Raw genomic sequence first — 13,454 nt, forward strand, 5'->3', positions numbered from 1 at the left:
CCGCCCGCGAATGTGCTTCGGTTGCGCGCGCCTCCCTTGCTAGGATGGCCGCATGAACGTCGCCCTGCGCAAGCCGATGACGCTGGAGCAATTCCTGGCCTGGGAAAACCGGCAGGAATTACGGTACGAATTCGATGGCTTCCAGGCAGTCGCCATGACGGGCGGAACCGCAGCGCATGCCGGCATCCAACGTAATCTGCTGTTTTCACTGACCGGCCGCCTGCGCGGCAAGCCGTGCCAACCCTACGGCTCCGAGCTCAAGATCGCGGCGGCCGGGCGTGTGCGCTACCCGGATGCCTTCGTGGTCTGCACCCCTGTTGCGAACGGGGCCAAAGTCGTCACGGACGCCGTGATCGTCTTCGAGATCCTGAGCGAGGGCACGGCGCAGGTCGATCTATTCACCAAGAATGCCGAGTATCGCGCGACCCCGAGCATCCAGCGCTATGTGGTGCTGGAGCAGACCAAAGTTGGGGCTATGGTCTTCGCGCGGCAAGGTGAGGATTGGCTATCGGAGATTCTGGGGGAGCGGGACGTGCTGCGCCTGCCCGAGATCGGCGCCGAGATTCCGATCATCGAATTCTATGCCGATATCGACCTCGAGACCGCGCCGGAAGAGGGCGAAGAAGCCAGGACCGAGGAAGCTTAGGGCCGCGGCTCCGGCAACCACTGCACCTGATCGATCCGGTCAGCCCCCGCGGCGATCATGGCGAGACGATCGAAGCCGAGGGCAATACCGGCCGACGGCGGCATGCCGTGTTCGAGGGCGGCCAGAAAATCCTCATCCAAGGGCCAGCCTTCCTCCCCATAGAGGGCGCGACGGCGGGCACGATCTTCCAGGAAGCGCGCCCGCTGCTCCGCCGCGTCGGTAAGCTCGACGAAGGCATTGGCGAGTTCCATGCCGCAGACATAGAGCTCGAAGCGCTCCGCAACGCGTGGATCGGCCGGGTCGCGCCGCGCCAGTGCGGCCTGGGCGGCCGGCCAATGGGTGAAGAAGGTCGGGTGGGTCTGCCCGAGATGCGGCTCGATCTGCCCCAGGATCAGGCGGAAGAACAGATCTTCCCACGCCTCGCCCTGGCGCAGGGCAACGCCGGCGGAGGCGGCGAGTGCCGCCGCATCCCCCGCCGTGCCAAGGAGATCGGCGCCGAGATACCGGCGGAAGGCCTCGGCCAGGGTCAGATGCTCCATCGCGGCCAGATTGGTGGTGACGCCCTGCGCCGTGACGACGGGCGGCAGCACGGCACGCAGGAAATCCGCAGTCTCGGCCATGAGATCGGCCATGGAGGCGCCGGGCTTGTACCACTCCAGCATGGTGAATTCGGCTGCGTGGCGGCGGCTGCCCTCGCCATTCCGCCAGACCCGGGCGAGTTGGAAGATGGGGCCGGCGCCCGCGACCAGCAGCCGCTTCATGGCAAACTCGGGACTGGTATGGAGGAACAGCGACGTGCGGCTGCCATCGATACCGATGCGCTCGGTGCGGAAGGCGGAGAGATGCACCTCCTCCCCTGGCGCCGGCACCGCATAAGGGGTTTCCACTTCCGTATAGCCGCGGGCGGTGAAGAAGGCGCGGGTCGCCTGGGTCACCAGCGCGCGGCGGCGCAGGAAGGGCAGCCGGGCAGAGAAGCCTTCAGGGTGCCAGGCGGGGGTTGGGGCCATCCTCAGCCGGTTAGCATGCCCCGCCAGCGATCTCGATAGGAAAGCAGCGCCGCCGCCTGGCTGAGAGGCGGCAGAGGCGAAGAGGCCGCCTCCTCCGGTGGCGTGAAGCCGGCGAGCCACAGCACCGCCGCCGTGATGCCGCCCCGCGCTGCTCCCGGGGCAACCGGCGCCTGCGGCCGCAGGCTTTGCAGCAGGCGGGGGAAGAGCGGATTGGCCGCGAAAGGCCCGTCCACCAGCATCGCCCCTTCGGCGCCCAGGTGATCGAGAATGAAATCTGCCATCAGCGCGCAGTAGAGCGTGGCGAGCGCGGCGCGGCCTTCGGGTGACAAGGCCTCCGTCGCGATCAGGCGGCCTTCGCGCCCCTGAAATGGGCCGGCCAAGGCGAAGCTCGGCAGCGCCATGGCGCCGGCCGCCAACACCTTGGCCAAACCCGCCTCGTTGGGTTCGGCGCGGCACCCCGCCTCGCTCGCAACTGCGGCATATTCCCGCCCGCCCATGAAACGCGCCGTCGCCGTGGGATCGCCCAGCGCATCGACATTGGCGAGCATGTCCTCCGCCTCGCGTAACTGCCCAAGATCCGCGCCGCGCGACAGGATGATGCACCAAGTGCCCGATGAGATGACGGAGAAGGCTGCCTCCCCCCGCCGTGCGACGCGGTGGGAAAGATAGGAGGCGTTGGAATCGTGGATGCCGCAGATGACGGCGCAATCCGCCGGCAGGCCGGTCGCTTCCGCCACGGCCTGGGCGAGCGGGCCGAGGCGTGCCCGTGCCGGGCGCAGGGGCGGCAGCAGCGCGCCCCAGCCCTCCGCCGTGACCAGTGAGGAAAAACGCGCCTCGGCCGGGTTCCAGAGGTCGGTATGACAGCCGAGGGAGGTCACTTCGCTCGCGGCAATGCCCGAGAGCCGCCAGGACCAATATTGCGGGTAGGTGAGGATGCTGCGCGTGCGGAGGAAAATCTCGGGCAGCATGCGCTGCACGAAATAGATCTGCGTGCCGAGATTGAGTCCGGCCGGCAGCTGTGGCGACCGCGTTTCCGCGAAAGACGGGCGACGCCTGCGATAGTCGGGGAGAACGACATCATAGGCCGCATCTTCGTAATCCGGCGCGAGCAGCACCTCGTTCTCATGCCCCACCAGCACCATGGCGGCGCCATGTGCCACGGGGACGATGGCCCGCACCCGGTGCTTCTCCGGCAGGCGGTTGAGTTGCTCCATCATCCAGGCTTCGATGCCGAGCACGTCGAGTTGGCGTGAGAGCGGTGCCACGTCCGGCTTCTCCACCGCCGGGGAGGGCCGTTCCGCCGACCACAGGGTGGCGCCGCCCTCCTCCACCAGCATCAGCTTCGCATTGGTTTTGCCGATGTCGAGCACCAGGACGAGGTCGGTCATCCGCGTCAGTCCAGGTGAAAGACGGGGGTGAGCGGCACGACGGCGGGCGAAGAATCAGGGTTCGTCGCCATGATGTCCCCCATGTACCGCCACCAGCGCTGCATCACGGCCTCTGCGGGAAGCTGAGCCATCCGATGGTCCGGCCTCCGCCGCAGCACCGCGAAAAGGGCATGCGTCTTTGGATCGAGAAAGATGGAATAATCCGCGATCCCGGCATCCTTCAGCAAGGCGACGAGTTCCGGCCAGATCGCGTCATGCCGCCGCTGGTATTCGGCGGCATGACCCGGGTTGAGCTGCATACGAAAGGCGATCTGCTCCATGGCCGCGCCGCCTCAGTGCCGGCGCCTGCGGCCGGAATAGCCGACGAGGGTGGAGAGAGCGACGACCGCGATCAGCAGCGTGCCGGTGACGATGGCGAGCACGATGCCCGGCACGTTGAGCAGGGAGAGACCGAAGGTGACGCAGCCGATTAGGAGCGCGGACAGCACGACGCCAAGGATGGAGCCCTGGCCGCCGTCGATGGAAATGCCGCCAAGGATGACCATGGTGATGACCTCGAGCTCCCAGCCCATGGCGATGGAGGGACGCGTGGAGCCGAGACGCGAGGTCAACAGCACGGCGGCCAAGCCCGAGACCGTGCCGAGCAGAACGAAAATCCAGAACTTGTAGCGGTCGACGCGGATGCCCGAAAGCCGGGCAGCGACGGGATTGGCGCCAATCGCGAAGATGCGGCGGCCGATGACCGTGCCATGCAGCACGATCGCGAAGAGCACGGCGAGACCCGCGAAGAGCACGAGTTCGAAGGAGATCGGTCCCCAGACATAGCCCTGGCCGAAATAGGCGAAATCATGCGCATAGGACTTCAACACGCCATCGCCGATGATGGCATAGGCGATGCCGCGGAAGAGGCTCAGCGTGCCGATGGTGGCGACGATCGAGGGCACCCGGAAGACGGTAACGAGCAGGCCGTTGACGCAGCCGGCGCCAAAACCGACGACGAGGCCCGTGGCGCAGACCAGCGGCGTGCCGAATCCGGCTTTCGCCACCAGGCCCATCAGCACCGAGGCCATGGCAATGATCGACCCCACCGAGATGTCGATCTCACCTGCGATGATGAGCAGTGCCATGGGCAGCGCCATGATCGCGCGCTCGGTGAAGTTGAAGCTCGCATCCGACAGCGTCCATGGGTCGAGGAAATAGGCGGAGAGCTGCGTGTTGAGGATGAAATCCGCGATGACGACGAGACCGAGCAGCGTCTCCCACCGCAAGAACCGGCGCCAGGTGACGGGACGGCCGCGCGCGGCCGCGCCTTGCACGGAGGAGGACACGGTGCTCACGAGGCCACCTCCGTGCGTTCGAGAATTTTCCGGCCGTGGCTCTTGCGGTAGCTGCCGGCGTTGAGAATGACGGCGACGGTGATGACGAGGCCGCTCACCGCCATCTGGAAGAAGGGCGAGATGCCGACGACCAGCAGCGCATTCTTGATGATGCCGAGGAAAAGCCCGCCGAGCACGACGCCGACGACACCGCCGACACCGCCGGTGATGGAGACACCGCCGATGACGCAGGCGGCGATGACCTGAAGTTCAAAGCCCGAAGCGACGTCGGTATAGGCCACGGCGAAGCGCGCGACCCAGAGATAGCCGGCGAGTCCGGCAATGGCCCCCGAGAGGACGAAGGCCAGGCACTGCATGCGCCCGACATCGATGCCGGCATAGGCCGCGGCATTGGGGTTGTTGCCCGCAGCATACAGGTTACGGCCGGAGACCGCGTATTTGAGATAGATCCAGGCGAGGATGGCGGTGACGATGCCGATCCAGCTCAGCACGCTGACGCCGAGGATGGGCGCACGCACGAAGCTCAGGAAGAAGGGCGACATCTGGCCGCTGTTCACCCAGGCACCCCCGGAGACGAGATAGACGCTGCCGCGATAGACCGACAGCGTGCCGAGCGTGACGACAATGGAGGGGATGCGCAGCCGCCAGACGAGCAATCCGTTGATGAGGCCAAGGCCCGCCCCGAGCGCCACGGCGATCACGAGAACGGGCAGGATGCCGGCCCCGGGATAATGTGCATTGAAGAGCGCCACCACCATTCCGGTGAGCGCGGCATTGGCCGCGACCGACAGATCGACACTGCGGGTGAGCAGCACGAACATCTCGCCCACCGCCAGCATGATGAGCAGCGCCGTGTCGTCGAAGAGCGACTTCACGTTGTCGATGACGAGGAAACGCGGAAAGGCCGTGGTGACGATCGCGAGCAGCAGCAGCGTGAGCAAGGCGAGCCCGACTTCATGCGGCAGCCCGCGCCGGAGACTGGAGGCATTAGGCATCGGTTGCAGCCCTTACGATGCTTTCGGGCGTGGCGTCCGCCCGGGTGAAGGTGGCGCGCAGCCGGCCACGGCGCATGACGAGAACCCGGTCCGCGAGGCCCATGACCTCGGGCAGTTCGGAGGAGACCATGATGATGCCGAGGCCCTTCGCCACCATCTCGCCCATCAGCCGATAGACGGCGGTCTTGGCGCCGACATCGATGCCTTTGGTCGGCTCATCCATGATGAGGACGCGCGGGTGGGTTGCCAGCCACTTGCCGATGACGACCTTCTGCTGGTTGCCGCCAGACAGTTCCTCCAGCCGCTGATCGACACCCGATGTCTTGATCTGCAGCTCCCGCACATAGGTCTCGGCAAGGGACCGCTCATCCGCCCGGCGCATGAAGCCACGATGCGAGAGATGGCCGAGCGACGGCAGCGCGATGTTGCTCGCGATCGGAAAGCGCAAGATGCCACCCTGAATCTGACGATCCTCCGGCACATAGGCGATGCCGGAGGCGATGGCGTCTTCCGGTGTCGCGATGGACAGTTTGCGGCCTTCGAGGGTGATGGCGCCCTGATCGGGGCGGGTGAGACCGAAGATCGCCTGCATCACTTCGGAGCGGCCGGCACCGACAAGGCCATAGACGCCGAGAATTTCCCCCCGCTTGAGCGCGAAGCTGACATCGGCAAATTCCTCGCCACGGGCGAGGCCTTCGACGCGGAACAGTTCCTCGCCGATCGGCACGTCGACCTTCGGAAAGACCTGATCCACCGAGCGACCGACCATCATGGCGATGAGCTGATCTCGCGAGACATCTGCGATATTGCCCTGCCCGACTGCCGCCCCATCCCGGAAGACGGCGTAGCGATCCGCCAGATCGAAGATTTCCTCGAATTTGTGGGAGATGAAGAGAATGGCGCGGCCCTCCGCCTTGAGGCGGCGGACGATGGCGAAAAGCTCCTCCACCTCGCGGTGCGAGAGCGCAGCGGTCGGCTCGTCCATGATGACGATGCGCGCCTCGTTGGAGAGCGCGCGGGCGATCTGCACCAGATGCTTCTGCGCCACGGAGAGCTGGCGCATCGGCATCCGCGGATCGATGCGCGGATCAAGCTCATCCAGAATGGCGCCGGCGCGGGCACGCATCCTCGGCCAGTCGACCATGCCGTACCGGCGCGGGCGATCGGTGACGAAGATGTTCTCGGCCACCGAGAGATCGTCGAAAACCACCGCCTCCTGATGAATGGCGCTGATTCCGAGATGGCCGGCATGATCGGCAGAGCCGATCCGCACCGGCTGGCCGTTCATCCGGATCTCGCCGCCATCCGCCTGATGGACGCCGGTCAGAATTTTGACCAGCGTCGATTTCCCGGCGCCGTTCTCGCCAATCAAGGCCGTGACCTGGCCCGGATAGAGGTCGATCTCGCCCTTTACCAGCGCATGCACGCCGGCGAAGGACTTCGTGACCCCCGAAAGGCTGAGGATGGGAACAGTCATCGTTTCATACCCAGTTCTTTCGTCATGCGCGGATGTAATCCGCGCATCCACCGGTGGCGGCGCCCGGACGGGTGGGCCCTCGGGTCAAGCCCGAGGGCGACGCCGTAGACGAAAGGAATCGTCCGCTCAGAAGATCTTCGCGTACTGCTCGACGTTCGACTTGTCGTAGGTGAACGGCACCGCCATGGCGCCGACACCGTTGGCGTCGAAGCTGATCTTGCCCATGCGGCCATCGGGCAGGCTGTTGCCAGGTCCCTTCATGCCCTTGACCAGATCCACCGCCACATAGGTGGTGGCATAGCCAAGGTCGATCGGGTTCCAGATGGCGAAGCTCTTGATGGAGCCGGCCATCACATGGCCTGCGCATTCGGAGGGAAGACCGAGGCCGGTGACATAGACCTGGCCGACCTTCTTCGCGTCTTCCACCGCCTTGGCGCTCGCGACGATGCCGACTGAGCTCGGCGAAACGATGACCTTGAGATCAGGATATTTCTGCAAGAGCGCCGTCGCCTGGCGGTAGCTGTCATCCGCGAGGTCGTTGCCATAGACGATGGAAACGAGATCGAGGCCGGGATATTCGCCGAGATGCTTCTTCATCACCGCGATCCAGGCGTTCTGGTTCGTCGAGGTCGGCGTCGCGGAGACGATGGCGATCTTGCTCTTCCCGTCCGGCGCAGCAGCGGCCGCCAGCTTGTCGAGCGCCTGGCCGATCAGCTCATCCGACGAAGGCGCCACGTGCACGATACGGCCATCCTGGCCGACGGCGGAGTCATAGGAAATGACCTTGATGCCGCGCGCCAGCGCCCGCTTGCAGATGGGCACCAGCGCATCCGGATCATTGGCGGAAATCGCGATCGCATCGACATGCTGATCGATCAGCGACTGGATGACCTCGATCTGGCCTTCGGCCGTGGTGGAGGTGGGCCCGGTGAAGATGATCTTCACGTCGCCGATCTGCTTGGCCGCTTCCTCCGCCCCCTTGTCCACGGCGACGAAGAAGCCGTTGCCGAGCGACTTGGCGACGAGGCCGACGCGGATCTCCTTCGCGGCCTGCGCCGGCCGCGCGAAGCCTGCCGGCACGGCGGCGGCGCCCAGCGCCACGCCACCCATCCTGATGAAACTTCTACGGTCCATGATCGTTTCCTCCATTGCTTGTTTCGACGTTCTTGCCGTCGTTTCGGCGATCATCTTGATGCGATCGTTATGCGACGTGCAACAATCCCTTCCCGCCGCTCTCGGCCGCCTCATCCGGCTCGACGACGATCGTCTCGATTCCCGCCGCACGCAGCATCTCGAGCTCCTCCGGCCGCGCACCGCTATCGGTAATGACGGTCGCAACGCGAGAAAGCGGTGCGACCACCATGGAAGATCGCTGGCGCAGCTTGCGGCTGTCGGCCAGGATGACGAGCTTCTCCGCGCATTCGAGCAGTGTCATCTGCGCCTGCACGATGAGAGGATCGGTCTCCATCATGCCGAAATGGTTGAGCCCGTAGCAGCCGGTGAAGAGGATGCGCCCGCAGAAATGCCGTGTCGTGTCCTGCCCGAAGGGGCTCAGCACGATGTTCTGCTGGGGATAGATGGTGCCACCCGGCAGGGTGATGCGGTGGCGACCACCGGCCATCAGCTCCACCGCCAGGGGAAAGGAATTGGTGAGGATGTCGAGCCTGCCTTCGGTCAGGAACTCCACCAGGCGGTAGGTGGTGGTGCCGCCGTTGATGACGAGACTGTCGCCATCCTCCACCATGGCGGCCGCCGCGCGCGCGATGGCGCGCTTTTCGGCCAGCGCCACGCGCTCCTCCGTCGCGAAATGCGCGGCGCCGAGATGCGCCTGATGCCGCGGCCGCAGCGCTTCCGCCCCACCGCGCACGCGCCGCACCTCGCCACGATCCGCCATGGCCGCGATGTCGCGCCGGATCGTCGCTTCCGACGCCGATAGCAGATCGACCAGTTCGGAGATCGAGACGACCGAACGGTCCTCGACCAGATTGCGGATGAGGCGGTGACGCTCGCGTTCGAGCACGGATGATCCTCCCTGTTGCCTGGAGAAAAGCGTCAGAACCGCTCAATCGTCAAGCATGTTCTTTCATCTGATGACAGAATTTAATCGAAGATGGTTGATCGTGAGCGAAGTTCGGACTAGGACAGGCCGAAGCCCAGGCGGCACCGGTCAGGAAGGCCGGACAGGACAAGAGGCTCGCGGGAGGAACCCATGGACGCGGTGGACCATATGTCTTTGCTCGAAAATCGGTGGGATGATGCGGCGGCCGCTCGGCTGAGCCCGGAGGCGCTGCTCGTCTACCGCTCGAACCTGCTCGGGTCCGACAAGCGGATCACCAATTACGGCGGCGGCAATACCTCCTCCAAGCTCGACATGCAGGACCCGCTGACCGGCGAGACGGTGAAGGTGCTCTGGGTCAAGGGCTCCGGCGGCGACATCGGCAGCATCACGCTGGATGGCTTCGCGACCCTCTACATGGACAAGCTCCATTCCCTCCGCGCCATCTACAAGAGCGAGGCGCAGGAGGACGAGATGGTCGGCCTCTACAACCATTGCACCTTCAACCTGAATCCGCGCGCTACCTCCATCGATACCGCCCTGCACGGCTTTATCGACCACCCGCATGTCGATCACGTCCACCCTGATGCGATCATCGCGATCGCGGCCTCGGCAGACAGCCGCGCGCTGACGCAGGAGATTTTCGGAGACGAGATCGGCTGGGTGCCGTGGCGCCGCCCGGGCTTCGAGCTTGGCCTGTGGCTGAAGAAGTTCGCCGACGAGAATCCGCAGGCGAAAGGGCTGATCCTGGAAGCACACGGCCTCTTCACCTGGGGGCAGACCCAGAAGGAGTGCTACGAAACCACGGTCGGCACGATCAACAAGGCCATCGCGTTCCTCGCCGAACGCAGCCGGGGCAAGGTCATTTTCGGTGGTGAGCGCATCGCACCGGCCGCGCCCGATCAGCGCCGCGCGACCGCGGCCGCGCTGATGCCGGTCATCCGCGGCCTTATCAGCAAGGACGGACCGAAAAAGCTCGGCCATTTCGACGACAGCCCCGAAGTGCTGGAATTCGTGGGCAGCGCGGCGCTCGCCGATCTCGCGCCGCTCGGCACCTCCTGCCCCGACCATTTCCTGCGCACCAAGATCGCGCCGCTGGTGCTGGATTTCGATCCCGCGACCCAGACGGTGGCCGACCTGCTGCCTGGCCTACCCGCGGCACTCGAAGACTATCGCACGCGCTATGCCGCCTACTACGAGCGCTGCAAGCACCCGAATAGCCCGAAGATGCGCGACCCCAATGCCGTCGTCTATCTCGTGCCCGGCATCGGCATCATGACCTTCGCCGCCGACAAGGCAACCGCCCGCATCGCCGGCGAATTCTACCGCAACGCCATCAACGTGATGCGTGGCGCTTCCACCGTCTCCACCTATCGCGGCCTGCCCGAGCAGGAAGCCTTCGACATCGAATACTGGCTTCTGGAAGAAGCCAAGTTACAGCGCATGCCGAAGCCCCGCGCCATGGCCGGGAAGATCGCCTTCATCACCGGCGGCGCGGGTGGCATCGGCATGGCCTCCGCCCGCCGCCTGATGCAGGACGGCGCCTGTGTGATGCTCTGCGACATCGACCGCGAGGTTCTGGAAACCTCGCGCCAGGAATTGGCCAAAGCCTATGGTGCGGACAATGTCGGCACCGTCTGGGCGGATGTAACGAAGGAAGACGCCATCACCGCCGCCTTCCGCGAAACCGCGGCGCAGTTCGGCGGGCTCGATATCTGCGTCTGCAATGCCGGCATCGCTTCCGCCGCACCACTCGAAGACACGTCCCTCGCGCTCTGGCAGAAGAATATCGACATTCTTTCCACCGGCTATTTCCTGACCTCCCGCGAGGCCTTCCGCCTGATGAAGGATCAGGCGATCGGCGGGTCCATCATCATGGTGGCGAGCAAGAATGCGCTCGTCGCCTCCCCCGGCGCCTCCGCCTATTGCACGGCCAAGGCCTCCGAACTGCATTTGTCGCGTTGCGTGGCGCTGGAAGGCGCCCCGCTCGGCATCCGCTCCAACGTCGTCAACCCCGATGCCGTGCTGCGCGGCAGCCGAATCTGGAAGGGTGAGTGGGGCGAGCAGCGCACCGCCTCCTATCAGAAATCCTCGCTGGAGGAGCTGGACGAGGTCTACCGTCAGCGTAGCTTGCTCAAGCGCAGCGTCTATCCGGAGGACATCGCGGAGGGCATCGCCTTCTTCGCCTCCGACATCTCATCCAAATCCACCGGCAACATCATCAACATTGATGCCGGCAACGCCAACGCTTTCACGCGGTGAGCCTCATGGACAAGATCGCCACCCCTGCGCTGGACCCGGATTTCATCGCCCACCAGAATGCGCCGCTCGAAGCGGCGCTGGCCGAGGACTATGACGCGCTCGGCCGCAGCCTCGCCCGCCGCGGGATTGCCATCGAAGAGGTGACGGCGGCCGTCGGCGCCTTTGCCGTCGCCGCCCCCTCCTGGGCGGTCGGCTCCGGCGGCACCCGGTTCGCGCGCTTCCCCATGGGCGGTGAACCGCGCAACATCTTCGACAAGCTCGAGGACTGCGCCGTCGTCAACCGCCTCGGCGGTGCGACGCCCACCGTCTCCCTGCACTTTCCCTGGGACGAAGTGGCGGACATGGCGGCGCTGAAGGAGATCGGGTCCGCCCTTGGGCTCGGCTTCGACGCCGTCAATTCCAACACCTTCCAGGACCATCCTGGCAATCCGCTGCACCCGCTGTCGTACAAATACGGCAGCCTGAGCCATACGGACGCGGCAGTGCGGGCGCAGGCGGTGGCGCACAATATCCGCTGCGCCGAACTCGGCGCGACGCTCGGATCAAAGGCGTTGACCGTCTGGATCGGTGACGGCGCGAACTTCCCCGGCCAGCAGCATTTCGGCCGCGCCTTCGAGCGCTACATCGCTGCCATGCAGGAAATCTATGCCGGAATTCCGGGTGATTTCACCCTCTTCCTCGAACACAAGATGTACGAGCCCGCCTTCTATGCGACCGTGATCCAGGACTGGGGCTCCTCCCTTCTCGCGGCGCAGGCGGTGGGTGAGCGTTGCCTTTGCCTCGTCGATCTCGGCCATCACGCGCCCAACGTGAATATCGAGATGATCGTGGCGCGGCTGGTGCATGCCGGCAAGCTCGGCGGTTTCCACTTCAACGATTCGAAATATGGCGACGACGATCTCGATGCCGGGGCGATCGAGCCCTATCGCCTCTTCCTCGTCTTCAACGAGTTGGTGGAAGCGGCGCGCGCCCAAGGGGCCGCCTTCGCGCCTTCCTACATGCTGGACCAGTCGCACAACGTGACGGACCCGATCGAGAGCCTGATGACGAGTGCCGCCGAGGTGCAGCGCGCCTATGCCCAGGCGCTGCTGGTGGACCGTGCGGCGCTCGACGCCCATCAGGCGGCCAATGATCCGCTGATGGCGAGCCAGACCTTGAAGCGCGCCTTCACGACCGACGTCTCCCCCATTCTCGCCATGGCGCGGCGGCGGAAGGGGGCGGCGATCGACCCGGTGGCCGCCTATCGCGCCAGCGGCTACCGCGCCGCCACGGCGCGCATCCGCCCCGCCAAGAGCGGCGGATCGGGCGGGATCGTCTGAGGGCACCGCGCGGGTACCATGCCGGGCGGCTGGGTTGCCCGCCGCCTGGCATGGGTTCAAAATCACCCTGAACGGGCCCAGTCGCCCGCCAAACGGGAGATGGAACTCGATGAAACTGCTGCGTTTTGGCCCTGCGGGCGCGGAAAAGCCGGGTCTTTTGGATGCGAACGGCCAGATCCGTGACCTGTCCGGCCATGTCCCCGATATCACGCCCGCGGTCCTGGCGCCGGACTCGCTTGCCAAGCTCGCGGCAATCGACCCCGCCACCCTGCCGATCGCAGAAGGCACCCCGCGCTATGGCGTGCCGGTCGCGGGTTCCGGCAAATTCATCGCGATCGGCCTGAACTACGCCGACCATGCGGCCGAATCCAACATGCCCATCCCGAAGGAGCCGATCGTCTTCACCAAGGCGATCACCTCGCTGTGCGGCCCGAACGACACCGTGATCATCCCGAAGGGCTCGGTGAAGAGCGACTGGGAAGTCGAACTCGGCATCATCATCGGCAGCAAGGCGCAGTATGTGGACGAGGCTACGGCGCTGGACCATGTGGCGGGTTATTGCGTCGTCAATGACGTGTCCGAGCGCGAATGGCAGCTCGAACGCGGCGGCTCCTGGGACAAGGGCAAGGGCTGCGACACTTTCGGCCCCACCGGCCCCTGGCTGGTGACGAAGGACGAGGTCGGCGAGGTGCAGAACCTCTCCATGTGGCTGGATGTGAACGGAAAGCGCATGCAGACCGGCAACACCAAGACGATGATCTTCGGCGCGGCGACGCTGGTCTCCTACGTCAGCCAGTTCATGACGCTGATGCCGGGTGACATCATCACCACCGGCACGCCCCCCGGCGTCGGCATGGGCATGAAGCCCGAGCCCGTCTTCCTCAAGCCCGGCGACGTGATGACGCTCGGCATCGAGAAGCTCGGGGAACAGCGGCAAGAGGTCGTTGCCTGGTCCAAGGCGTAAGCG

Annotated in this window: 12 protein-coding genes; 4 read left to right on the top strand and 8 right to left on the bottom strand. The window is 65.5% G+C overall.

The features are described from left to right. Positions 1–52 precede the first annotated feature (52 nt). A complete protein-coding gene (locus tag ACYQ6W_RS17110) occupies positions 53–646 on the top strand; it encodes a Uma2 family endonuclease (RefSeq protein WP_459676974.1) in 594 nt (197 codons plus the stop codon). Here the strand turns inward: ACYQ6W_RS17110 and epmA are convergent. The 8 genes from epmA to ACYQ6W_RS17150 all read right to left on the bottom strand — a co-directional run bounded on the left by epmA (position 643) and on the right by ACYQ6W_RS17150 (position 8,870). Next, the gene (gene epmA, locus ACYQ6W_RS17115; RefSeq protein WP_459676976.1) at positions 643–1,653 is read right to left on the bottom strand and encodes an EF-P lysine aminoacylase EpmA; all 1,011 of its coding nucleotides are present in this window, start codon (positions 1,651–1,653) and stop codon (positions 643–645) included. The genes ACYQ6W_RS17110 and epmA overlap by 4 nt on opposite strands. A gap of 2 nt (positions 1,654–1,655) precedes the next feature. Beyond that, positions 1,656–3,041, bottom strand: a complete 1,386-nt coding sequence (locus ACYQ6W_RS17120; RefSeq protein ID WP_459676977.1) for an FGGY-family carbohydrate kinase — start codon at positions 3,039–3,041, stop codon at positions 1,656–1,658. 5 nt (positions 3,042–3,046) lie between these two features. Further along, the gene (gene rhaM / locus ACYQ6W_RS17125) at positions 3,047–3,361 is read right to left on the bottom strand and encodes an L-rhamnose mutarotase (protein ID WP_459676979.1); all 315 of its coding nucleotides are present in this window, start codon (positions 3,359–3,361) and stop codon (positions 3,047–3,049) included. Between the two features lie 12 nt (positions 3,362–3,373). Next, positions 3,374–4,378 carry an ABC transporter permease gene (locus tag ACYQ6W_RS17130; RefSeq protein WP_459676980.1) on the bottom strand — a complete coding sequence of 335 codons (1,005 nt, stop codon included), beginning with the start codon at positions 4,376–4,378 and terminating at the stop codon, positions 3,374–3,376. After that, positions 4,375–5,373: an ABC transporter permease gene (locus ACYQ6W_RS17135; RefSeq protein ID WP_459676981.1), complete on the bottom strand. Its 999-nt coding sequence runs from the start codon at positions 5,371–5,373 to the stop codon at positions 4,375–4,377. Before ACYQ6W_RS17135 ends, ACYQ6W_RS17130 begins: the two co-directional genes overlap by 4 nt. Next, positions 5,366–6,850, bottom strand: a complete 1,485-nt coding sequence (locus ACYQ6W_RS17140) for a sugar ABC transporter ATP-binding protein (RefSeq protein ID WP_459676982.1) — start codon at positions 6,848–6,850, stop codon at positions 5,366–5,368. Before ACYQ6W_RS17140 ends, ACYQ6W_RS17135 begins: the two co-directional genes overlap by 8 nt. A gap of 126 nt (positions 6,851–6,976) precedes the next feature. Continuing rightward, positions 6,977–7,984, bottom strand: a complete 1,008-nt coding sequence (rhaS, locus tag ACYQ6W_RS17145; protein WP_459676984.1) for a rhamnose ABC transporter substrate-binding protein — start codon at positions 7,982–7,984, stop codon at positions 6,977–6,979. Positions 7,985–8,051: 67 nt separating this feature from the next. Further along, on the bottom strand, positions 8,052–8,870 hold the full coding sequence (locus ACYQ6W_RS17150; protein ID WP_459676985.1) for a DeoR/GlpR family DNA-binding transcription regulator: 819 nt from the start codon (positions 8,868–8,870) through the stop codon (positions 8,052–8,054). A 189-nt stretch (positions 8,871–9,059) separates the two neighbouring features. Between ACYQ6W_RS17150 and ACYQ6W_RS17155 the strand changes: the two genes are divergently transcribed. From ACYQ6W_RS17155 to ACYQ6W_RS17165, 3 genes are all read left to right on the top strand, one after another. After that, positions 9,060–11,168 (top strand): bifunctional rhamnulose-1-phosphate aldolase/short-chain dehydrogenase, encoded by a 2,109-nt coding sequence (locus ACYQ6W_RS17155; RefSeq protein WP_459676987.1) that lies wholly within the window; start codon positions 9,060–9,062, stop codon positions 11,166–11,168. Positions 11,169–11,173: 5 nt separating this feature from the next. Continuing rightward, positions 11,174–12,487 carry an L-rhamnose catabolism isomerase gene (rhaI, locus tag ACYQ6W_RS17160; RefSeq protein WP_459676988.1) on the top strand — a complete coding sequence of 438 codons (1,314 nt, stop codon included), beginning with the start codon at positions 11,174–11,176 and terminating at the stop codon, positions 12,485–12,487. Positions 12,488–12,596: 109 nt separating this feature from the next. Then, positions 12,597–13,451, top strand: coding sequence for a fumarylacetoacetate hydrolase family protein (locus ACYQ6W_RS17165; RefSeq protein WP_459676989.1), 855 nt, complete (start codon positions 12,597–12,599; stop codon positions 13,449–13,451). Positions 13,452–13,454 lie beyond the last annotated feature (3 nt).

Source organism: Acidisoma sp. 7E03, from assembly GCF_054665075.1.

Coding starts and splice junctions, on each gene's coding strand:
- ACYQ6W_RS17110 (WP_459676974.1), top strand. CDS start 53: ATGAACGTCGCCCTGCGCAAGCCGATGACGCTGGAGCAATTCCTGGCC.
- epmA (WP_459676976.1), bottom strand. CDS start 1,653: ATGGCCCCAACCCCCGCCTGGCACCCTGAAGGCTTCTCTGCCCGGCTG.
- ACYQ6W_RS17120 (WP_459676977.1), bottom strand. CDS start 3,041: ATGACCGACCTCGTCCTGGTGCTCGACATCGGCAAAACCAATGCGAAG.
- rhaM (WP_459676979.1), bottom strand. CDS start 3,361: ATGGAGCAGATCGCCTTTCGTATGCAGCTCAACCCGGGTCATGCCGCC.
- ACYQ6W_RS17135 (WP_459676981.1), bottom strand. CDS start 5,373: ATGCCTAATGCCTCCAGTCTCCGGCGCGGGCTGCCGCATGAAGTCGGG.
- ACYQ6W_RS17140 (WP_459676982.1), bottom strand. CDS start 6,850: ATGACTGTTCCCATCCTCAGCCTTTCGGGGGTCACGAAGTCCTTCGCC.
- rhaS (WP_459676984.1), bottom strand. CDS start 7,984: ATGGACCGTAGAAGTTTCATCAGGATGGGTGGCGTGGCGCTGGGCGCC.
- ACYQ6W_RS17155 (WP_459676987.1), top strand. CDS start 9,060: ATGGACGCGGTGGACCATATGTCTTTGCTCGAAAATCGGTGGGATGAT.
- rhaI (WP_459676988.1), top strand. CDS start 11,174: ATGGACAAGATCGCCACCCCTGCGCTGGACCCGGATTTCATCGCCCAC.
- ACYQ6W_RS17165 (WP_459676989.1), top strand. CDS start 12,597: ATGAAACTGCTGCGTTTTGGCCCTGCGGGCGCGGAAAAGCCGGGTCTT.